Raw genomic sequence first — 21,571 nt, forward strand, 5'->3', positions numbered from 1 at the left:
GTTCCGGGAGGATGCACTTCTTCCCGGAACCTTTTTTTGCGGACCCTTGCAACCATTGCGGCCAGGTTCGCACTCCTTCGCCCGAACGGGCGCGCAAAGCCCTACTGCCGGTCCCGGTCCGTTTTTTCTCCCTCTGTTGGCTCGTTTCATGTACGCCTCCACCACAACCGCCCCCAAAACCATTCAGCAGCAGGTGCTGCGCATCATCAGCAAGCGTAAGGCCATCAAGGCCCGGCGCCTGCGTATCGGCAGCGACCTGAGTCGCGAGCTAGGCTTCGATACGGTTGATGTCGTTGATATTATTCTGGAACTGGAGCGCAACTTCCACATCACTATCCCCGACGAAGTACCGCTGACTACCGTTGGCGACTTTGTTAACTATGTTGCCAGCCATACCCACGTTGAGGCGCAGGCTGCGTAGCTTGTTAGCTAATCCTTATCAATCCGCCAAAAAGAAGGCCCCATACTCAATCGAGTACGGGGCCTTCTTCGTTTTTCAGCTAACAGCTCAAATAAAACCTAGCGGACGTTACCGCCCAGGTTACCACCACTGGGGCGGTCCTGGCCCGAAAGGTTAGGCTCGCGGCTGCTGTCGGTGGTATTGGCGGCTACGTCAGACTGGGTGGCCGTGGCGGACGAAGGCGTCGAGGTGGCCTGAGGGGCTACCGGAGGCTTGTTGGCATCCGAACCCATATTGTCCATTTTCGCCGAGCCGTCGCTGGCGCTGCTGGTTTTCATGGCGGGACTGGCCGAGGGCTGCTTATCGGTGTCTTCTACCAAGGTGGGGCGGGTGTTCTCCCATTCGGCGAACTTGTCCATCTCATCCTTGATAGTCGTGCTGAACCAAGCCACTAAGGCCACGTCGTCGAGCAGACCCAGCATCGGAATGAAGTCGGGAATCAGGTCGATAGGGCTCAGGAAGTAAATGGTAACGGCCACGGCCGCTACCATAGTCGAGGTCGGAATGCCGGTGTACTCGCCCGCAGCCGCGCTTTTAATCATGCGAAATAGCATCTGCATGGTTGCCCAGGCTTCTTGGGCCAAGTGGCCCAGCTCGTTTTTCTGGCTGGCCTTCTCGTAGGCATCAGTCAGCAACTGTTTCATGCGGGTCGGGCGCTTGACGTAATCTTCGGCCTTGCCAACAAATTTCTTGAAAAGGGGCGAAGACGCAATATCTTGGCCTTTAGGGTTCTGCTTATCCATAATAGGGAGGAGAGATAGAGGAAACTAGCGCCCGTGGGCACTGATGTTGTGCTATACTCTGTTGAGCCAAAATTGTTTTGCCTTCCGTCATAGCCGTAAAACTGGCTTAACTACCAACAAAAACGCCTTGCTCAATGAAGAACAAGGCGTTTGAGGAAATTAAGAAGAAAGGCTGAGCATGTCCTTCCACTATTTATACTTGATTAGCGGTCGACGCGGCCGGCGGCGTAGAAGTTACGGCTGTAGTATGCCTGGTGCAGCGAGCTGACCATTACGCCTCCGTTGGTGGCGGCATGAGCAAACTTGCTGTCTTTCAGGTAAATGCCTACGTGGTAGATGGGCTGGCCCGGCCCGCGACGGAAGAATACCAGGTCACCGGTCTGCATTTCGTCCTTGTCAACGCGCTTAACGCTGCCGAACATGGAGCGCGAGCTGCGCTGCAGCGTCAGGCCGTACACCTCCTTGAATACGCGGGATACGAAACCGGAGCAGTCGGTGCCGCTTTTGCTGCTGCTGCCGTAACGGTAAGGGGTACCCAGCCACGAGGCTACAGTAGCCAGCAACGACTTGTTTTCGGTATAGTTGGTTTCGATGCCCAGCCGCTCAGCCACCTTATCGTAGGCTACCGAATCGGAGGGAGATAGGGCCCGGGAGTTGTCGCCCTCGTCGGTGGGCAGTAATCCGCTCAGCAGGGAGGCTTGTTGGGAAGAAGCAACCACTAGGTTGCCGGACGCGGCGGGGGCTTGCTCGAAAAAGAAAGAGAGGACCATGGAGGCCGCGGCGAGGCAATACAGGAGGCTGTTTTTCATTGTCCGTCGGGAGGGTGCTGGCAGCATCGGCAGTAAGGGCCGGACTGCAGGAAAAGATGTTCGTTACTCGATAGGCAACCGGCAATCCGGATGGCAAAAGCAAAAAAAGAGAGAATAGCACACTGTTTTTCCGGGCAAGCCAGACAGAGGCGTGGGGTAAAGCTAGGGCCAAACCGACCGAAGGACCAAGAGAAAAAGCAGTTGAAAGAGAATATTCTTGGTATAGGTCAATAAGTTTTGCAAATAGTCTTGCAAATAGTCTTGCAACTGGGCCAACTTGCCCGAATCCTATTACGTACATCTCGCCCTTTACCTTTCCCTCATTAGAGCCTTATGCAACTCCCCCGCATTGTGGAAAACTCACCATTTGCCCGGTTGGCCCGCCTGAAATTGACGGCCCCCAACGTGGCCATGGTGCTGGGTCGGAGCATTCACCTGAGCGGCGTAACGCGCGAAGAGTTTTTGCGCGACCCGTTTTGGGTGGCCCACGAAATGGAGCACATCCGTCAATATGAGCGCCACGGCCGGCTAGGGTTTCTGGTGCGCTACCTGTGGGGCTGGGCCCGCCACGGCTACTACAACATCCCCTTCGAGATAGAAGCGCGCGCCGCCGCCGAGCGCGATGCGCCCTTCTACGCCCAGGGCCGCCCGCTACCCACCGCCGCCGAGCGCCACCCCAGTCCGAAGCAGTGAAATTATGAAATGATGAGATGCTGTTTCGGGGTCCTAACTACGCCACTTGAGCGCTTAGGTCCCCGAAACAGCAATTCACTATTTCACCCTACAGCGCTGCCAGGCGGCCACCGTCGACGACTAGGGTGGTGCCATTGATGAAGCTTGCTTCGGACGAGGCCAGGAAGCAGATGGCGGCGGCCACTTCTTCGGGCGTTCCTACCTGACCGGTGATTTTCTCCTGGCCGCTTTTCACGTTGGGGTTGCTCCAGAGCATGGGCGTGTCTACAGCACCGGGCGCTACGGCGTTGACGCGGGCATGGGTATGCGGAATTTCTTGGCTCAGGCCCCGTACAAAGGCGTCCATTGCGCCCTTGCTGGTGGCGTAGGATATTACGTTGGGCGTGGTCTGGAAGGCGTGTACCGAGCTGATGGCCACGATGGCACCGGCCTTCATATGGGGCAGGCAGAGCTGGGTGAGCCGGAACAACGCCCGCAGGTTCACGTGCATCAGTTGGTCCCAGTCGTGCGGATCGAGCTTGGTAATGGGGTCGAAGGTCATCATGGCGGCGTTATTGATGAGCACGTCGATGCGGCCCCACTGCTTGAGCGTGCGCTCCACGGCCCGCTTCAGGTCGGCATCTTTGCCCACGTCGCAGCGGATGAACAGCGCCTGCCCGCCAGCCTGCTCGACCAGCGTCACCGACTCGTGGCCCTCTTCCTTATTGCGGCCGATAATGGCTACGCGGCCTCCTTCGCGGCCCAGGCGCACGGCCGTGGCCCGGCCAATGCCCGATGTGGCGCCGGTAACAAAACATACTTTATCCTGGAAGCGGCGAACCGCATCGGCGACGGGGGTGAAGGGCATGGGCAGTAAAGGCAGTGAAAAGAGTAGTATCCCAACGTATAGCCCGGCCGGATGTTTAATGCTGCCCGGCCGGCATCAGCGAAAAGCCAAGAGCCGAACGACAACTTTGGGAGGCTGTTTCACGAATAACATAAGATAAGTCCGGGTTTGCCCGTCGACAATTCATTCATTCTAACCTTCTTCCACTATGAGTACTTCCAAAACCAACCAGACCGGTGAGCCGGCTGCTAAGCACGTTGCGTTTACCCCCGCCCACTCCGAAGCCGGCGACACTGCCTCGGCAACCAGCCAGCCAACCGGCAGCAGCGACCGGAGCCAGCCCACGCAAGGTTCGGCCAGCCGGCAGCCGGAAGGCAAATCGACTCAGCACAACGACAATCCACAGGGCGGCTTGGAAGCACAGGCTAAATCCTGGCTCAACCAGCAGCAGTGGCTGCAGAACATCGATGTAAACCAGCTTTCCAAGCAGGCCAAAGACCTGGGGTCGAAAGCCGTAGAGCAGGTAAATCGGCTCACGCCAACCCAAAAAGTAGTGGGCGGTGCCCTGCTGGTAAGCGGGCTGAGCTGGCTGGCGCTTCGTTCGGCTGGCAGCAGCAACAAAGGTCAGGCCTATTACGGCAACGACTCCCAGACTGGCAAAGGCGACCACGAAGACGATACTTGGCAGCGCAGCAGCGAGTCGGTGTACCGGGGCCATAAAAAAGAAGACGCCTGAATTACAGATTACCGGCAGTAAGCTCAGCAACAGAACGCCCTGCCCGCCCGCGAAAGCCCAAGACCTCATCATATCGAAACGCACCGTTGTTACGGCCGTTCCGGTGTGGTAAGGTCCTGGGCTTTTGCGGGCGGGCAGGGCGTTCTGTTGCTGAACTTGCTGATTTCTATTTGACTGGCTCGGATTGTTCCAGCAGGCGTACGCGGTAGCGGCTGCCGCTGCGCAGTTTCAGCCACTGGCCCAGCCGCTGGGCTTCGGGTGCGGGCAGCGGCTGGCGGCTGCGTACGGCCACTACTACCAGCGTATCGGCCCGGAGCGAGTCGGTGGCGGGCTGCACCACGGTGCTTACGCCCAACTGCCGCACCAGCGGATGCTCGATCTGCACTTCGCGCAACAGGGCCGAATCGGTTGGCAGGCCCGACGGGACGATGGTAGCCGCCACAATGCTTCGTAACCGCCGGGTAACCTGGTCGTCGTAGCTGGCCAGGGTTTGTTCGCCGAGGCTGCGCACATCTTCCAGCAGACTGAGGCGTAGCGAATGGGCATCGGCCGAATCGAGGCTGCCCAGGCCCTGGCGTACAATCAGGCGGGCATCGGGCAGGCTGTAAGCGGGCAGGCGGGCATAGAGGGCGCGCAGTTTCTCTGGTGAAAGCGTCTGGCCCGCCAGCAGCACGTTGATGGTGCTGGTTTCAGGGGTAAGGCGGCGGCTGACAATGTAGGAGTTGGCCAAGTTGAACTGCTCCTCGACGAAGCGTTGGGCATTGTGGGTAAACACGGTGCGCCGCACAATACGGGCACCCAAGTACACGCTGGGCACGGCCGTGAGCAGGGCCAGGCCCCACACCGCGAGTTGTACGCGCCGGGCGCGGGCGCTATCGGTGAACGTAGCCCGCGGAATGGGTAGCAGCCGCACCACCAGTAGCGTAGACAGCACAATGAACACGCAGTTGATGAAAAACAAATACAGCGCCCCGAACATGTAGCGCCATTCGCCCATGGCCAGCCCGTAGCCGGCCGTACACAGCGGCGGCATCAGGGCGGTGGCAATGGCCACGCCGGGCAGCACGTTGCTTTTCTCGCGCCGGGTGAGGGCCACGGCCCCGGCCGCGCCCCCAAACAGGGCAATCAGCACATCCCAGGTGGTGGGCACGGTGCGGCCCAGCAGCTCGGTGCCGGCGTCGGTGAGGGGGGTGAGCCGGAAGTATGCTGCCGACACCATCAAACTGATAACGGTGGCCAGTAGCAGGTTCGACCCGCTCCGGCGAATAATATCAACCCGCACGGTGGCCGCCCCGAACCCGATACCCACGATGGGGCCCATAAGCGGCGAAATCAGCATGGCCCCGATTACCACGGCCGTCGAGTTGACGTTCAGCCCCACCGACGCCACCAGAATGGCGAACATGAGCACCCATAGGTTGGTACCCTGAAACACCAAACCCTCTTCCACGTCCTGCACAATATCGGCGGGCGTGCCCATGTCCTGGGTCAGGTCGAAGCGGCGGCGCAGCCAGCGGAGGAGCACAAAAATCATGGCGCGGGGCAAAAAAGGATAAAACAGACAGCCGCGGGGCTACCTGGCGGCAACTCCGTGCAGGTGCGGAGTGCGCGGGCGGGGGCCGCCGGGCTCGGGCGTGGCCCGCAAGCGGTCCGGCACTATATCGGCAAGAATAGACAGAAGGAATAACCAACGGCCGCACCCCGGGACAACATCCGTAGAAACAGCCCGCTTGGTTGCCGCCACTACCAGCTCTAGCCGGCCAGTTTGTCTTCCCGAAACAGTTTCATATCGGCCCAGAAGGTGCCAAACGGCACAATGGAGGCTAGGAAAGCCAGCGCCGTTTTGCGCCACGACCAGCTATAGCGCACCGCCGCGCCGATAACCAGCAGGCAGTAAAGCACGAACAGGGCGCCGTGCGCCGTGCCCACGGCCCGCACCGCCGCCGGCTGGCCGAAGTAGTACTTCAGCGGCATGGCAATGCCCAGCAGCACCAGAAACGAAAGGCCCTCCAGAAAGCCAACCAGCCGCAAAAGGCCCAGCGAGGAAGAAAAGAACTGTTTCATAGCGGAAAGCGGCCGGAACAAAGCCGCCCGGCAAAGGTAGGCCCGGCGGCCGGCAACTACCCGCATTCTGTCCAAACGCGCCAACGGCGGCAGCTTCCGAAGAAACTGCCGCCGTTGGGGCCTCAGAACCGATAGGGGTGAGGCTACTGCTTCACAAACCGCTCGTGGAAGGTTTTCTGCCCGTCGCTGACGGTAAGCAGGTAGACGCCGGTAGCCAGGTTGGCCACGTTCAACTGACCGTTTTCGAAGCGGGCGTTGGCCACCTGGGCGCCCCGCAAATCGGTAACCACGGCCGACACCACCGGCGCCTTGCCGGCCAGCACGATGTTGAGCACGCTGGCGGTTGGGTTAGGATACAGCAGCAGGGCCTTGTCGGAGCTGCCATTGCCCAGCGTAGCGCCCTGGGCAGCTACGTACACCTCGGTCCCAGCCGCGCCACCCGTAATGGTTACGGAGTAGTCTTCGGTTTCGCCGTAGGTGAAGCTATTGCAGCTGGTGGTAGCCGCGTTGTCGCTCATCGTTACCCGCATGCGGGTTTTGCCGGCCAGGGCCGTAGAGGGCACAGTGAAGGTGGCCGAGAGTGTAGCGCTGCTCGACGAGGCACCCGACACCACCGTTTCGCCGGCATCGGTGAAGTCGCCGTCCTGGTTGTAGTCGATGTACACGCGCCAGTTCTCGGTGTAGGCCGTCGAGCGGAAACCAGCCGAGATGTTGATAGTTTGTGCCGAACCGGCCGCGAGGTCGGTGTTCAGAGCCGTACCGTTGTAGTAGCCACCATCGGCCCCCGAAGTGCGGTTAATGCTGCCTAGCTTCACCAGATCAATCCACTCGTAGCTTACATTGCTGCCCTTGCTGTCGCAGTACGTAACGGCAACCGGCGGAGTGGGCGGGGTTGGGGGCGTAGGAGGCGTTGGTGGGGTCGGCGTAGTGCTACCGGCCGGGGCCGTGCCAGTAACCGTGAACGAACCTATCGAGCCGTAATCAGAGTAGCCATCGGTGGCGGGGTTGCCCGAGCCGGTGCCATCAACCTGCAGGAAGTAGGTGCCAGCGGCCAGGTCGGCGCTGACGGTGGCGTTGAGGCTGCCGCTGGTATCGAACGTACCCACCACGCTGCCACTGCTGTTAAGCAACCGCACGATAATGTCGAGGTTGCCGTAGCGGGCCACCGTATTCACGGCAAAGCTTACCGCGCCGCCGCTGGTGGTAAAGCTGAAGTAGTCCTGGTCAGTGGTCTGCTCAATGATGCCGTTGCCGGTCAGGGTGTTGCCGCTACGGGCCAGCGCCGTGGCGGCGGTGGTGGTGTTGCCGTGGTCATCGGCGCGGTAGCCCACGTTGTAAGTTGCGCTGGCAATGATGGCCAGGTCGTCTTGGGTCTGGTTGGCCTGGGCATATTCGCCCTTGCTCCACTGCGTTACCGGCTTGTAGTAGCCCACGCCCATGATCGGGGCCCATGTGCCCTGGCCCTGGTAGTAGCCCTCGCTGGGGCTGATGCGGCCATCATGGCTCAGGCCCAGCGTGTGGCCGATTTCATGCGAAGTGGCTTCCCCGCCCGATTTAGGGTCGCTCATGAACACCCAGCAGGGCGTGTCGTTGTTGCCCCGGAACGAGGTCACGTAGGCCACGCCGCCGGCCCCGGGTGCGGCCGTGTTGGTGGGCGTCACGATGCAGCGCATGCGCATGTTTTTGGGGTAGGAGTTGAACACGGCCAGGTCGGTGGTCACGTTCATGTCGAAGGGCCGGAAATCCTCGCTCACCAGCTCCCAGAAGGCCTGCACCTTCACGGCATCGTTCTGAATGCCCGAGGGCGCGGCGTCAATCGGGTTGCCGTTGTTCCAGGGCGTACCCGACACATACTCTCCGTCGAGGTCGATGTAGAGGCAGCCTTTAGCGCCGGGCAGGCTCTGCAGGGATATAACGGCGGCAGCCATGGCGGTACCCCGGTTGGCCGGAGCGGGCGCAGGGACCTGGTAGCCCACGGGCTTATCGTAGTCGATGCAAATCACCTGGCTGATATCTACCTCCTGCACCTGAGCGTTGCCCCGGGTGTCGGTCGAGTAGCGGTAGGCCCGCTTGGTGTCGCGGAGCACGATATTGCCCTCTACCTGGTTGCCTTCAACCCGCAGGAAAAAGGAGGAGTTCGGTACGCCTACCAATTCACCCACGAGGTATTCGCCGGTCGAGGCTAAGTCTTCGCGGTAGTTTACCTGGCCGGTGAAATCCTTGTTGGCGGCCACCTGCAACGAAACTGTAGGCTTGGGCTGGCGGCGGGCCACGTCGGCGGCCACCTCGTTTTCGAGCTGCCGCACCAGCGCCTGGGGGCTGCCTAATTGATAAACCGGACCGGCGGGGCGGTTTTGGGCAGCGGCTCCGAAGCCGCTGAGCAGGAGGGCTGCACTGAGCCCGTACCCATAAAAGTTGTTCATACTGGTAGAAGGTTGGTTGTGGAAAAGAAGAGGGTGCAGAGAGAAAACCAGCCGGGGTGATTCAGCTGATTTCTGTCAAATGTACAATTAGCCCGATAACGTGCAATAATCTTATTTTCTATATATGCATTTGACCTGCAATCAGTTATCACTGGAAAGTAGGACTTGCGAGGTATATATTAGTTAAGAAACCGTTGCTGTATGGCTGGAAATGGCTTTTCGTCGCATAAGCAGCATCTGTAATCGGGCGTTTAACCGGGGCGAGATAAGCTCGAGAAAACAGGAAAAATGCCAAAATCATGTTAATCTGAATGACTCCATATTCACGTAGGTACCGTCCTTTTTTCTCTGGCAATTGCTGCTTTCGCCCGGCAAGTACAAAAGACAAGGGGGTGGCACCCGGCCGCGTAGCTGGCTTCAGTGCGTCTGGAAATATTACTCCCGACACAATTGAGGCAGAGCGCAACTTTAAATTCGCTGGCTGCCCGGTCATGCAAAACTCCAAGGGTGGCTGCTTTCTAAAGAAGCAGCCACCCTTGGAGTTTGAGCGGATAATACAATTTGTCGGCTACAGCCGCCGCTTGGTCAGGGGCTCAGCACTGATGAGTTGGTCGGTAGCTAAAAAGGCGTCGTTGTCGTTGCGGTACCACTTGCGCTCCTGCGGAATCCGGATACCCTCCACAACCAGCTCGCCGCGCAACGTAATATACTCGCCATCGTTGGGCGTGCGGTTGTGGGCGAAGCGGTAGGCCCGTAGCGCGGCCGTTTTGGAGTCGAAGTAAAACGTCCAGCTGTCGGTGCCCACGGCCGGGTCGTAGCGAACTTCGGCGGTGGCGTATTCTTGGCCGAGTAGCGTCTGGAGCTTGGTTTCGGGCGTTACCAGCGTGCCGGAGTCCTGCAGTTTCATGGGCAGGCCGTAGAGGTAAGTGTAGTAGTTGCGCATGGTTTGGCCCATGCCGACCCCGAGGCGGTACTGCTGGCGCTCAGCCTCGCTCAAATCGGCCCGCCCATCGAGCAGCAGTATTTCCTGTCCGTCCACCACGGCCTTGATAAGCTCGTGCCCGTCGCGGTGCCCGATGTAGCAAAAGTAACCGGCCGCGTTGTCGAGCTCCACTTCAAACGGACTTTGCTTGCCCGCCGGATTCGTGGTAACGAAGTGGAGCCGGGTGCGCAGCTTCGGCCACTGCCCCCCGGCATCGTGGTAGGCAATGGACTGCCGGATAAGCTCGGGACCAGTTGGGGGGCGCAGGGGTTGAGCAGCAGAGCCGAAGACCAGAACTGCGGCCAGAAGCAGGATACGCATAGCAGGAGGAGGTTGCCGCCGCCAACGCGACGCGTAAGTTGGACCGAAAACCAAAAAGCGGCTGAAGCGTCGAGGGCTTCAGCCGCCTGGCTGCATCGCGGGCACGAAAAAATTAGCCCGCCATTTTTACATTGAAGGCGCTCGGGCCTTTCTGGCCCATCTCTACCTCAAATGTCACCTTGTCGTTTTCCTTGATGGTGAGACCATTCAGGTTGTTGGCGTGCACGAATACGCTCTGCTGCGTAGCCGAGTCCTTGATGAAGCCGTAGCCTTTCGAGTCGGTAAAGAAGGTAACCGAGCCAGTGCGAACCGGATCCTCCTCCTCGATATCCTCTTGGCGGATAGCGCCAATACGGATGCTTTCGAGCGGAATCTCCTTCTTTTTCTTGGTCGGATCCGGGGGAGTGTCTACGATGTTGCCGTTCTCGTCGACATAGGCCAACATTTCCTCCAGGCCTTGGCCCTTGCTGGAGTTAGCCAAACGCTCCTCTTTCTTTTCCGCCTTCTCCTGGCGCTTCTTCAGTCGTTTCTTCTCGTTCTCTCTTTTGCCGAAGGTGGCCTGTGATCTACCCATATACTATGTTTGATTGAGGTCGGAGTGCCTCTGCCGGGCAGAGGCGGTGATGATACAAAAAGCTGCTTACCGGGTTAAACAGACCCTAATCTAGCAAAGTTCCTATATTGAACTCTGCTGAGAAGGTGCGGGCGAAGCGGGGCCGGAAGACAAGCGAGCCGTGCTGCAGAAAGGCGGCGGGGCGCGGGCCAAACCAGCACGGCCGGGGCTAAAGCAATAGCGGCAGGGGTAAAGTTACGCCATAATTCCCGCAAAAAGAACACCACGCGGCTATATTCCGGGCGCGGCAGGCCGGCGCTTAGCTGCCGGGAGCAAAGGCTGAAGGCCGCCGCTACGTGCTGCTGCCCGGCAACCCTATTAAGCCGTTCTTACGGGCAACCCGTGCCGCGCTGACGCATTTGAAGGTAGGTGATGCTATTATCAATACCTCGTGGCGAATGCCAACGCCGGCAACGCCGAACTGTGCCCCTACCCCTCTACGAAAGGCGCTGCTCCAACCTTTACGTGGGCGTTGACTCCTGAGGCATGCACGTCAACTCGGTGGCTCCGGGTTCTATCCGGATATTCTTCATTCCTGCTACGCCCTAACTACCAGCCCGACTATATCCAGCACTTCGTGCGCTTCGCCGGGGGCGAGGGTGGCCAACGCTATACCGCCGATGCGGACGCGTACCAGCCGCAGCGTTGGAAAACCCACGGCAGCTGTCATTTTGCGTACCTGGCGGTTCTTGCCTTCCGTAACCGTGATGCTAACCCAACTAGTGGGGCCGTGGCGGTCGTCGCGGATTTTGCGAGGACGGGGTGGCAACCCGGGGGCATCGGGCAGGCGATGGGCCGCACCGGGCAGCGTTTGGTAGGGCTGGTGCTCCACGCTGATTTCTACGCCGGTGCGCAGGCGGGCCAGGGCCTCGTTGGTGATGAGGCCGTCGACCTGGGCGTAATACTCTTTTTCCACATCCTTGCGACGAATTCGCTCGCTTACCAGCCCATCGGTAGTGAGGAGCAACAGGCCCTCGCTGTGCTCATCAAGGCGGCCGACGGCCATGGTACCGGCCGGGAAGTCGTGTAATTCGCCCAGGAACCGTTTTTTGCGCGCTTCGCGGGCGTCTTCGCTTCGGAACTGGCTTAGGTAGCCGAAGGGCTTGTATAACAGGAAATGACGGTGTTCGGACACGGCCGCAAAGGTAGGCAGCCAGGTTCGGTTGCCCGCCACCCGATAACCCCGGTGCGCCGGCCGCCGTATCAGGCCCCAGTATAGCTGCGAACCTATATCTGGCCGCGCAATTTTTTCACCTGACGTTTTTTCCCATGAATAAGTCCCTGCTTCTTCTTTCCGCTGCTGCCAGTCTGGCCGTGGCTTCCTGCAACCAGGACAAACAGGCGGCCGTTGACGCCGCCACAACTCCTTCGGGCGATACGGCCGTGGTGATGAATGACAACATGGACTACCGGGCCGATGCTGACCGCACGGTCAATCAGATAGCCAACGACCTAGAAATCGACGATACCACCACCGTTTCGACCATTGGCCGGGGCTATTACGACCGGGGCCGCCGCTTTGCCGAAGTCAACAACCAGTATAAAACCGATACCACGGGCTTCTACGCCGCCCAACGCGCCGTAAACGACGAAACCGACAACACGGTGAAGGGCGCGGTGGATGGCGACCGGTACAATACGTACACTGCCAACCGCGGCACGTATTACGCCGGCACTCCCTACACGCCCGCGCCGGCCCCCCGGCCCGTTGCTAGGCCTGCTAAACCCGCTGGCCCGACGATAGTGAAGCGCGAAAAGCGCCTCGGTGGCGACACTAAAATCACGTACTCGAACGGTAAAGTCATCAAAATCGACAAGGATGGCGACACCAAAGTGAAGTATCCCGACGGCACCAAGGTAAAAACCGATGCCGACGATGGCAATGTGAAGATAAAAGACTAGCATTTCGTCTAGTCAACCACACGCCGTAAGGCCCCGCCCGGATGTTCTGGGCGGGGCCTTATGAGTTTTAAGTATAGATGATGTGGTACCCTACTCGCGCACAAAGCAAGAGTAGGTGGATCCGCTTTGGCGCAACGTGAGGGTGCGTTGAGCCGCATCGAAATCTATGATGATGCCCGGCTGCGCGAAGGTAAACAGCGCTTTAAATTTAGTGGTGCGCGGCAAGGTTGCCTGGCCGCTTGCCTGGGCCGTAAGCGACGTGTCGGTTGATGTAATGGGGAAAGGAGTGAGAAAATAAGGATTTTACTTTTTGAAATACGCCAGCAACTCTGCCCGGTGCGAATTGCCGATGGGTAGCAGCGTGTTGTCGAGTAGCAGCACGTTGTCGGGCTGCAGCATGCGGATGTGGGCGGCGGCCACGATGAAGGAGCGGTGCACCCGCACGAAGGCCGGGCCCAGCACTGCCACCATTTCCTTCATGGTGTGGTGCAGCAGGTAGGCCTTGGTGGCCGTCGTGATTTTCACGTAATCCTTGCAGCCCTCCACGTACACAATGTCGCGGTGCGGAACCTTCAGCAGGCCCTGGCGCTCCTTCACCAGCAGGTATTTCTCGTCGGCAGAATCGGCGGGCGGCACGGGCTGGGTGGCGGGCAGCCGGGCAATGGCCTTCATAAACCGCTCGTAGCTGAAGGGCTTGAGCAGGTAGTCGAGAATATCGAGCTCGTAGCCCTCGTAGGCGTACTCGCGGTAGGCCGTGGTGAGCACGGTTTTGGGCGGGTGGGTGAGGCTTTTGAGGAAGTTGAGGCCCGTTACCAGCGGCATTTCAATATCGAGAAACAGCAGGTCTACGGGGCACTGGGCCAGGTGCTCGTAGGCCTCGATGGCGTTGCGGCACTTGCCCGTGAGCGTGAGCCCCGGCGTCTGGCCGATAAACTGGGTGAGTACTTGGTGGGCCAGCGGCTCATCATCCACAATCAGGCAACGGACGGGGGTGGGCGTAGTAGTCATGGTGGGTAGAGATGAGGTGGGTGAGGTAAAAAAGCCCGTCATGCTGAGCAAAGGCGCAGCCGCAGTCGAAGCATCTCTACCGCTTCGTTGCAGTAGTAATCAGATGAAGCGGTAGAGATGCTTCGGCTGCGCTCAGCATGACGTTCTGCTACACAGGACGATTACACCCGCAGCGTCAGCTCGGCGCGGTAGCGGCCGTCGTGCTCCGTTAGGTGCAGTTCGTGAGCATTGGGGTAGTAGAGGTCCAGGCGCTGGCGGATGTTCTGCAGGCCGATGCCGCCGCTGCGCTTGGGAGCGGCGGCCGGGGCCTCGGGCAGCATGTCGTTTTCGATGAGGAAGTGCAGGCGGCCGGGCGTGGTGGTGAGCGTCGCCTGTACAGTGGCGTGGTCGGAGAAGTGGTGGCGGCCGTGCTTGAAGCTGTTTTCGACTAGCGGCAGCAGCAGCAGCGGCGGCACCTGCACGCCGGCCGCGTCGCCCAGGGCCCGAAACTGCACCTGCGCCCCGGCGTACTTGCGCTGCTCCAGCTCGAAGTAATTTTTCAGAAACTCCACCTCTTCGGGCAGCGGAATCCGGGCCTTGCCGCTGTCGTAGAGCACGTAGCGCATCAGCTCCGAGAGTAGCAGAATGAAGCGCGGCGTGTCGGGCGAGCCGGCCAAACTCAGGCCATAGATGCTGTTGAGGGTGTTGAACAGAAAGTGCGGCTGCAACTGGGCCTTCAACTGCTCCATCTGCAAGGCCAGATGGTCTTTTTCGAGGTGGCGGCGGCGGTATTCCTGCTGAAAAGCCAGTCGCACGAACGCCACGCAGCTGAAGGCCAGCAAATCGGTGAACAGCAGACCGAGCTGGGGCTGGCCTATAGTGGGCAGCGTATGGCTGGTCCAGAGGTAGCTGTGGTGATAGTAATCGGCCAGCGACGGCGGCTGGGCGATGTGCTGAAACAAGCCGTAGCTCAGTGCCAGGTTCAGCTTCATGCTCCACCACACATACACCAGACTCACCAGCCCCAGCAGCAGATAGCGGTGGCGGCTCAGCAGCAAGGGCACCAGTCCCCGGTAGTAGGGTATGATGTAGAGCGTAGTCAGCAGAGCAAACAGCATGAGCTGGGGGTAAGGAAAATTGGGGTGCTTGGTGAGCGGCACGCGTTTCACGGCCTCCTCCATAAACGCACTGTACTTGTAGAGCCCTACGTACAGCGCCCACACCAGCCCTTCGAAGACGAGCGGGAAGCGGCTGGGCCGGTCGGGGGTGGCGGGTGGGGTGGCGGTGGTTTGCATGGGGGCAAGTTGGCAGATTTTTTCGCCAGCCCCGGCATCAGCAGACCCGGATTTCGACCAATAGGGGGTATTTTTTCGACCAAAAAAACAGGCCGACCACTTGGTCGGCTCGGGACCGGGAGTGGTCGAAAAACGCGTTGGAAAGGTGCTGGGCGGGTGTTGCTTTGTCCCATTCCCAGCCGGTTGGCGGTTGGGCTCTCTCCCAAACGCTCCTTAACTCCCGACCCATGAAAACTGCTCCCGCCTCCCTGTTCCTGCTGGCTGCTCTGGCTGCTGCTCCTGCCGTTGCCACGGCCCAAACCACGCTGGCTAAAACCGCGGCCGGCTGGCCTACCGCAACAGCCGCGCTCAGCGGCACCGTCGCCGATAGCCTCACCCGGCAGCCCCTCGCCTTTGCTACGGTGGTGTTGCAGCCCGCCGCTGCTACGCCGGTGTTCAGCACCATAAGCGACGAGCGTGGTGCGTTTCGTTTCGAGCAGGTGCCCCCCGGCCATTACCAGCTGCTGGTACGCTACATCGGCTACCAGCCGGCGGCCCCGGTGGCCGTGGAAGTGGGGGCCGGCCAGCCCGCTACGCTCGGAGCCGTGCTGCTGGCCCCCGCCGGGCAGCAGCTGAAGGGCGTAACCGTGACGGCCACCCGGCCCTTTATCGAGCAGCGGGCCGGCAAACTGGTACTGAACGTGGCTGCCAGCCCCCTGGCCGCCGGGGGCAACGCCTACGACGTGCTGGGCCGCGCGCCCGGCGTGCTGGAGCAGGGCCAGGGATTCCAGCTGCGGGGCAAAAACGTAGCGGTACTGCTCGATGGCAAACCCACCAACCTGAGCGGGGCCGAGCTGAAAACGATGCTGGAGGCCATGCCCGGCAGCACCCTCGATCAAGTGGAGGTCATTGCCAACCCTTCGGCCCGCTACGACGCCAACGGTGGGGCCATCATCAACATTATCACGGCCAAAGGCCGCAAGCTGGGCACCAACGGTACGGCCACGATGGGCGTGGGCGCGGGACAGTACGGCCGCTATAACGCCGGCCTCAGCCTCAACCACCGCACCGCCGCCGCCAACGTGTACGGCAGCCTCGACCGCCAGGAAAACCGGGTGTACAGCACCACCAGCGCATTACGCGAACTAAGCGAAGGGCTGCAAATTGCGGAGAACGGCCGGGAGGTGCGCCACAACCAAAATAACTCGGCCAAGCTGGGCCTCGACTATAACCTGGGCAAAAATGCCTCGGCCGGGATACTGCTCAAAGGCATGCTCAACCTCCGCGACCGGGATGGCCAGAACCTGGCCCGCCTCGGCAACGAGGCGTTGCTTTCATCGGCCTCGCGGGTGCAGACGGTGGGCGCGGCGCAGTTCCTGAGCCCCTCCGTGAACCTGTACTACAAAACGAAACTCGATACCGCCGGCCGCACCCTGAGCCTGAACGCCGACTACTTCGGCTACCGCAAAAACTGGCATAACGAGTATACTACCTACCTGTTCGACGGCAATCTGCAGGAAACCGGCCCCGCCAGCCTGCTGCGCGACAACTCGCCGGCCCGCAACTCGGTGCGCTCGGCGGCGGCCGACTACACGCAGCCCCTGGGCCGCGCCACGCTGGAAGCCGGCCTGAAAACTACCTTCACGACGACCGACAATGATATCCGCTGGGAGCAGGCGGCGGCCGGCCAGCCCTGGGCAGTGGATTTGGGCAAAACCAACCACTTCATCTACCGCGAAAACATCAACGCAGCCTACGCCAACGTCGGCCATACCGTGGGCAAAGTGGAGCTGCAGATTGGCCTGCGAGCCGAGCAGACCAACACCAACGGTACCTCGCTCACTACGGGCCAGAAAACCAACCGTCACTACCTCAACCTGTTCCCCAGCATATCAACACAGTATAATAAGTCGGAAAAGGTGCAGTTGGGCTTATCCTATCGCCGGCGGATTGACCGGTTTGCATTCGGTATCGTGAATCCCTTTGTAACCTATGTGAGCCAGTACCGCTACGTGCAGGGCAACCCCAATATCAGCCCCTCTTACTCGCACAACTTCGAGTTCAGTCACTCTTACAACAACATCCTGAGTACCTCCATCAGCTACGGTCACCACACCAACGTGCTGATTGACAGCTACCGGCAGCTGGAGGGTACCCGGATTGTGGTCAACTCCTACCGCAACTACCGTAGCGCCGAGTCGGTGTCGGCCAGCACTACGCTCATGAAGCCTCTGCTCGCTGGTAAATGGATGAGCGTCACCACTCTGGGCCTGGAGTATGCCCGTGTCAACAGCCCGGCCGTTGGCCTGCGTAATTCCCGTCCATCCGGTTACCTGTCCAGCAACCACACCCTCACGCTGCCCAGCGGCTTCAAGGCCGAAGCCTCGGCCATGTACATGTCGCCGATGACGTTTGGCGGCCTGGCCTTCCAGGCACGTTTCAACGCGGGCCTGGGCCTCTCTAAATCTTTGCTGAAGGAGGCCGCCACGCTCACGCTCAACGTTAGCGACGTATTTAATACCCAGCAGAACCGCTACACTGTGCTGGCCAACGGCCTCAACTCCGCCAGCCTCGACAAAACGGAAAGCCGCTTCGTGAAGCTCAACTTCAGCTACAAGTTCGGCAACCAGCGCGTGAAGGGAAGCCAGCGGCGCAGCACGGGCATCGAGGCGGAGAAGATGCGCATGGAAAATTAACGGCCAGTTACTTGACTCCTGAAAAAAGCCGTTGCGCCCCGGCGTCTCCTCTATGGAAGAGCGGCCGGGGCGCAATGGTTTTGCGGAAAAGCCCGGTCAGCGCACCCCAAACCCGCGCAGCTCCGCGTCAATCCGCTGGTTCCAGCGAGATTGGGCGACGGTGTCGGTGCCGCCGTGGGTTTCGTGGTCGTACTGGTCCTGCAGGCGGTTCATCTCGCGGAAGGAATCCAGGTACTGCCAGCCAAGGATACTCTGGTAATCGGCTACGGTGAGGCTGTCGGGGCTGGCCTTGCGCCGGAACCGCTCGGCCACCAGCCGCACCAGGTCGAAGTGGCGCTGCTCGTGGTTGAGGTTGTAGGCCTTGCGCTGCCCCTCGGCCACCCACGAGGAGGAGCGCACCACAAACACGTTCAACTCGATGTCCAGCTCCAGTACGCCATTGCGCACCCGGGGCCGGGCCTGGTAGCCGAAGCTCGGGAATATAGCCGCCGCGTAAGGCCCCATAGCGGCGCGTGGTGCGCCCATAAAATCGGTCCAGTTTAGCGGTCGGGTCGGGTCGTAGAACAGCGTATCGGGCTCGGTCTGGCGGGTGTCGTAGTGGAAGGTGGGTCGCACGCTGGTAGCCAGCCGCACATCGTGGGCTCCGGCCGTGCCCAGCCAGCCATTGAAGTAGCGCAGGCTGCCCAGCAGCGCCTGCCCCAGCGCGGCCTCTACCACGGCCCGGTTGGCGCGGGCACGGCCGTAGCGGGCACCGCCGCGGTACTCGGTAAGCGTAACGGTTTGGCCCGCGGCGTTGCGCCACTCAAAAGCCAGATGCAGCGCAACAGTACCGTTGGCGGCCGCGGCATGCGGGCCGGGCGTTTCGCGCACCCGCAGCTCCAGCACCCGCAACGTTATGGCGTAGCGGTTGGCTGGCACTGCGGGCAGCGTGGCCGCCGCAAACTGCTGCAGCGCCGCTGTGGTGCCGCCCCGCAGCTCCACTGGCCGGACTGCCGCCCCGGTGCCAGCCGGCAGCAGCAGGGCCACCGCCGGCTGCCCCGGCCGCTCGTCGCGCACGGTGGCCACGCTAAACAGCACCGGCCCAAAATCGGGCGAAGCGGCCCGTAGCACCAACGGCACCTCGGGCGCGGGCCACAGCAGCCGCACCAGCAGCAAAAACAGGTTCAGCGTAGCCATGTATGCTGCAGACAACTACCACGCGCTGCTTGTTCCGGGGCAGGGAAGTTGGGCGCCAAGGTGGCGTTGTGCTGGCGGAAGCGAAGGGTGCCGAAACCTCCGTTTCCCCTACTACCTCAGCCTCCTCCCAGCCGCTGGCGGCGGTATTCGGTGGGGCTTTGGCCAGTGAACTTGCGGAAGGTTTTGTTGAAGTGCGACAGGTTGTTGAACCCGCAGGCGTAGCAGACCTGGGTAATGGCCAGGTCGTCGTCGAGCAGCAACCGGCAGGCCTGGCCCACGCGGTACTCCTGCACGAAGTCGGTGAGCGTGTGGCGGGTCATCTTTTTGAAGTAGCGGCAGAAGGCCGGCACCGACAGGTAGGCCACATCGGCCACTTCCTGCACCGAAAGGCTGGCGCGCTGGTAGTGCTGCTCCACAAACTGGTACACCCGGCTCAGGCGCTGTTGTTCCTTGCCGCTCAGGCCCTGCCCGCCGGTGCCGGCGTGCAGCGGCTGGCAGTCGGGGGTGGGGGCGGCCTGGGCCAGCTGCTGCAGGGCCTGCAGCAGCAGCAGCAGCCGGGCAAAAGGCGGAGCCGTGAGCAGCTGCCGCAACACCGGCCCTACTGCCCGGCGCGTAGTTGCCCCAAACGAAAGGCCCTCGTGGGACCGGGCCAGCAGTTGCCGGATAGCCACCATCTCGGAACGCTCCCAGAAATCGGGGCCGAGGAAGTCGCCGCGTAGCTGCACCACAATTTCCTCGAACGGCGTGCCTACCGGCTGGCCGTAGCTGAAGGTGAGGTGGGGCAAATCGGGGCCGATGAGCACCAGCTCGCCGTCTTCGAAACGCGAAATGTGCTGGCCGATGTGCCGCCGCCCATGGCCCCGCGGAATATAAACCAGTTCGTACTCGGGGTGATAGTGCCAGAGCAGCTCGGCCTTGCTTACCTGCGTGTAGTGCAGCAGCGTAAACGAGCTGTCGGCGGTCGGGTGGATGGGCTCAAATTGTAGCTTCACGGCGCAAAATGGTGCCTCAGTGGCGGAGTGGGAGCGTGAAGTTAATACATTTGGTCAACCAAGCACTGAGAATGGCGAATAAAGCAATAGTTATCTGCTTGAAGCTTAGCGACCTTTGTTAAGTAGAATCAGATCCGGTGCTAAACGATGCTGGATTGCGCCAGTCATTATATGCTGGCTACAGGTTTTATAACAACCTATTACATAGTACCGGTCCCTGGCCGCGTCGCTCCGGGTAAAGGAAAATCTGCAACTTTTCCGCTACCACGGCTGGCGTATCAGACTGAAAGTGGGATGGGGAATCTGCATTGGTCATCCAGCGGCTTTGGGTGGGAATTTTAGCCGCTGGCCGTTTCCTGGCCCTTTTTAAGGGTTAGCAAACGCAAAAGAGGTTGAGGCTGTGGGAGCTTCAGCCTCTTTTTTTTGCCCGGTACCGTATGAGAGGCAACTCCCCCCGCCTTTTTGCGCGTATTTTGGGGCCACTCTAGCTTTACCGTATGCGTTTGATTTTGCTGTGCTTGGCCCTTCTGCTGCTCTGCCTCCCGAGCGCCACCTGGGCCCAGCAGCTCGACACCACCCGAATCCGCCTCGAAAACGTGGATGTAGCGCCCAATGCGGCCAACATTTCGGGGTGGCTGCTGCTCGATAAGGATATCCAGACCGAGTTGGAGGGAGCCGTTTACAACCTCTATAACTTCAAGTACGATAAGGCCGAGCGGCAATTCCGGAGCCTGCGCCGCCGTTACCCCCAGCACCCGATGCCCTACTTTCTGCTGGGGCTCAGCACCTGGTGGAAAATGATGCCCAGCAACGTCACCAACAAACAGTACGACAAGGTTTTTCTGGCCTACATGGACACGGCCATTACCCGGGGCGAGGCGCTGTACAAAACGGATAACAGGAACTACGAGGCCAGTTTTTTCCTGTCGGCGGCCTATGGCTTTTCGGCCCGCCTAAACGCCGAGCGCAGCAACTGGCGCAAGGCCACCGTCGAAAGCAAGCGGGCCCTCAGCTACCTCGACAAGAGCCGCGAGGCCAACGGTCTGAGTCCCGAATTTCTGTTCGGCCAGGCCATCATCAACTACTACGCCCCCTGGATTGCCGATAATTACCCGTTGCTGCGGCCGGTGCTGCTGTTCTTCCCGAAAGGCAATAAACAGCTGGGCCTGCAGCAGTTGCGCAACGTAGCCGCCAACGGCTTCTACACCGGTCCCGAGGCCAAGGTGTTTTTGATGAGGATTCTGCAGAACCAGGAAAATAAGCCCGGCGAGGCCCTGCCCATCGCCCAGCAGCTGGCCACTACCTACCCCGACAACGGCTACTTCCAGCGTTTCTACGCCCTGATGAGCTACCAGATAGGCGACCTGCGCGAGTGCGAGCGGGTAAGCCGCGATATTCTCGACAAAATCAACCGGGGTATGCCGGGCTACGAGGGCATCAGCGGGCGCTACGCCACGTTTTTTCTGGGCAGCCTGATGCAAACCCAGTACAAGGACATTGATAAAGCCCGCGACTACTACCAGCGTTGCGTGGTGTTTTCCGAAAGCACCGGCGACACGCAGCAGGGCTTCTACCTGTATGCCGTGCTCAACCTGGCCCGCATTGCCGCCAAGCAGCCCGACCCCGAAACCGCCACCCGCCACTATAAAGAGGTGCTCAAAAAGGCCGAGCGCAAGTCGGATGCCCATAAAGAAGCCAAAGCCTACTTGCAGAAGAAAAAGAAGTAGCGGCTCGGCTGGCACCCGGCAGATTCGCGCGTTCCTGCGAGTCGCCTTTTACCGCCATGGCTGCGGGGCCGGGCGGTGGGCTAGCTGAACAATTGCTTAACCTTTTGAGTATGAAAGGCGCACGGCCCACGTTTTGGGCGGTGCGCC

At 60.5% G+C, this 21,571-nt stretch carries 18 protein-coding genes and 1 pseudogene; 6 read left to right on the forward strand and 13 right to left on the reverse strand.

The features are described 5' to 3' along the window. The first annotated feature begins 148 nt into the window (after positions 1-148). Entirely contained in the window at positions 149-421 is a 273-nt protein-coding gene (locus BLW21_RS13740; protein WP_092740984.1) for an acyl carrier protein, read from the forward strand. Positions 422-849: 428 nt separating this feature from the next. Here the strand turns inward: BLW21_RS13740 and BLW21_RS22060 are convergent. Both BLW21_RS22060 and BLW21_RS13750 read right to left on the reverse strand, forming a co-directional pair. Further along, positions 850-1,203 (reverse strand): annotated as a pseudogene (locus BLW21_RS22060) (YkvA family protein); the annotation flags it as partial. 203 nt (positions 1,204-1,406) lie between these two features. Continuing rightward, positions 1,407-1,973 (reverse strand): C40 family peptidase, encoded by a 567-nt coding sequence (locus BLW21_RS13750; protein ID WP_245711899.1) that lies wholly within the window; start codon positions 1,971-1,973, stop codon positions 1,407-1,409. 372 nt (positions 1,974-2,345) lie between these two features. Here BLW21_RS13750 and BLW21_RS13755 point away from each other — a divergent pair, with 372 nt between their 5' ends. Continuing rightward, the gene (locus tag BLW21_RS13755; protein WP_092740990.1) at positions 2,346-2,705 is read left to right on the forward strand and encodes a hypothetical protein; all 360 of its coding nucleotides are present in this window, start codon (positions 2,346-2,348) and stop codon (positions 2,703-2,705) included. Between the two features lie 88 nt (positions 2,706-2,793). Here the strand turns inward: BLW21_RS13755 and BLW21_RS13760 are convergent, their stop codons facing one another. Beyond that, the gene (locus BLW21_RS13760) at positions 2,794-3,552 is read right to left on the reverse strand and encodes an SDR family NAD(P)-dependent oxidoreductase (RefSeq protein WP_092740992.1); all 759 of its coding nucleotides are present in this window, start codon (positions 3,550-3,552) and stop codon (positions 2,794-2,796) included. A 187-nt stretch (positions 3,553-3,739) separates the two neighbouring features. Between BLW21_RS13760 and BLW21_RS13765 the strand changes: the two genes are divergently transcribed. After that, positions 3,740-4,267: a hypothetical protein gene (locus BLW21_RS13765; protein WP_092740994.1), complete on the forward strand. Its 528-nt coding sequence runs from the start codon at positions 3,740-3,742 to the stop codon at positions 4,265-4,267. 166 nt (positions 4,268-4,433) lie between these two features. On the opposite strand, the gene BLW21_RS13770 is transcribed toward BLW21_RS13765, so the two are convergent. The 6 genes from BLW21_RS13770 to BLW21_RS13795 all read right to left on the reverse strand — a co-directional run bounded on the left by BLW21_RS13770 (position 4,434) and on the right by BLW21_RS13795 (position 11,805). Continuing rightward, positions 4,434-5,801, reverse strand: a complete 1,368-nt coding sequence (locus BLW21_RS13770) for a DUF389 domain-containing protein (RefSeq protein WP_092740996.1) — start codon at positions 5,799-5,801, stop codon at positions 4,434-4,436. A 218-nt stretch (positions 5,802-6,019) separates the two neighbouring features. Next, entirely contained in the window at positions 6,020-6,331 is a 312-nt protein-coding gene (locus BLW21_RS13775; RefSeq protein ID WP_092741073.1) for a DUF3817 domain-containing protein, read from the reverse strand. A gap of 143 nt (positions 6,332-6,474) precedes the next feature. Next, the gene (locus BLW21_RS13780; protein WP_092740998.1) at positions 6,475-8,754 is read right to left on the reverse strand and encodes a GEVED domain-containing protein; all 2,280 of its coding nucleotides are present in this window, start codon (positions 8,752-8,754) and stop codon (positions 6,475-6,477) included. A gap of 568 nt (positions 8,755-9,322) precedes the next feature. Beyond that, a complete protein-coding gene (locus tag BLW21_RS13785) occupies positions 9,323-10,057 on the reverse strand; it encodes a DUF6503 family protein (RefSeq protein ID WP_092741000.1) in 735 nt (244 codons plus the stop codon). Between the two features lie 112 nt (positions 10,058-10,169). Further along, complete coding sequence (locus BLW21_RS13790; protein ID WP_092741002.1) at positions 10,170-10,631, reverse strand: cold-shock protein; 462 nt, start codon at positions 10,629-10,631, stop codon at positions 10,170-10,172. 577 nt (positions 10,632-11,208) lie between these two features. After that, positions 11,209-11,805 carry a pseudouridine synthase gene (locus BLW21_RS13795; RefSeq protein WP_092741074.1) on the reverse strand — a complete coding sequence of 199 codons (597 nt, stop codon included), beginning with the start codon at positions 11,803-11,805 and terminating at the stop codon, positions 11,209-11,211. Positions 11,806-11,939: 134 nt separating this feature from the next. Between BLW21_RS13795 and BLW21_RS13800 the strand changes: the two genes are divergently transcribed. Then, complete coding sequence (locus BLW21_RS13800) at positions 11,940-12,572, forward strand: T-complex 10 C-terminal domain-containing protein (RefSeq protein ID WP_092741004.1); 633 nt, start codon at positions 11,940-11,942, stop codon at positions 12,570-12,572. Positions 12,573-12,875: 303 nt separating this feature from the next. Here BLW21_RS13800 and BLW21_RS13805 read toward each other — a convergent pair whose 3' ends face one another. Together BLW21_RS13805 and BLW21_RS13810 are read right to left on the reverse strand one after the other, a co-directional pair. Further along, a complete protein-coding gene (locus BLW21_RS13805; protein ID WP_175470971.1) occupies positions 12,876-13,580 on the reverse strand; it encodes a LytR/AlgR family response regulator transcription factor in 705 nt (234 codons plus the stop codon). Positions 13,581-13,741: 161 nt separating this feature from the next. Next, on the reverse strand, positions 13,742-14,854 hold the full coding sequence (locus BLW21_RS13810; protein WP_092741008.1) for a sensor histidine kinase: 1,113 nt from the start codon (positions 14,852-14,854) through the stop codon (positions 13,742-13,744). Between the two features lie 227 nt (positions 14,855-15,081). Between BLW21_RS13810 and BLW21_RS13815 the strand changes: the two genes are divergently transcribed. Next, the gene (locus BLW21_RS13815; protein ID WP_092741010.1) at positions 15,082-17,529 is read left to right on the forward strand and encodes an outer membrane beta-barrel family protein; all 2,448 of its coding nucleotides are present in this window, start codon (positions 15,082-15,084) and stop codon (positions 17,527-17,529) included. 96 nt (positions 17,530-17,625) lie between these two features. On the opposite strand, the gene BLW21_RS13820 is transcribed toward BLW21_RS13815, so the two are convergent. Next, complete coding sequence (locus BLW21_RS13820; protein ID WP_092741012.1) at positions 17,626-18,705, reverse strand: hypothetical protein; 1,080 nt, start codon at positions 18,703-18,705, stop codon at positions 17,626-17,628. A gap of 116 nt (positions 18,706-18,821) precedes the next feature. Continuing rightward, complete coding sequence (locus BLW21_RS13825; RefSeq protein ID WP_092741014.1) at positions 18,822-19,697, reverse strand: AraC family transcriptional regulator; 876 nt, start codon at positions 19,695-19,697, stop codon at positions 18,822-18,824. 497 nt (positions 19,698-20,194) lie between these two features. Here BLW21_RS13825 and BLW21_RS13830 point away from each other — a divergent pair, with 497 nt between their 5' ends. After that, on the forward strand, positions 20,195-21,424 hold the full coding sequence (locus BLW21_RS13830; protein ID WP_092741016.1) for a tetratricopeptide repeat protein: 1,230 nt from the start codon (positions 20,195-20,197) through the stop codon (positions 21,422-21,424). Positions 21,425-21,571: the final 147 nt, after the last annotated feature.

Origin of the sequence: Hymenobacter psychrophilus, assembly GCF_900107135.1 — a bacterium.
Taxonomy (GTDB): domain Bacteria; phylum Bacteroidota; class Bacteroidia; order Cytophagales; family Hymenobacteraceae; genus Hymenobacter; species Hymenobacter psychrophilus.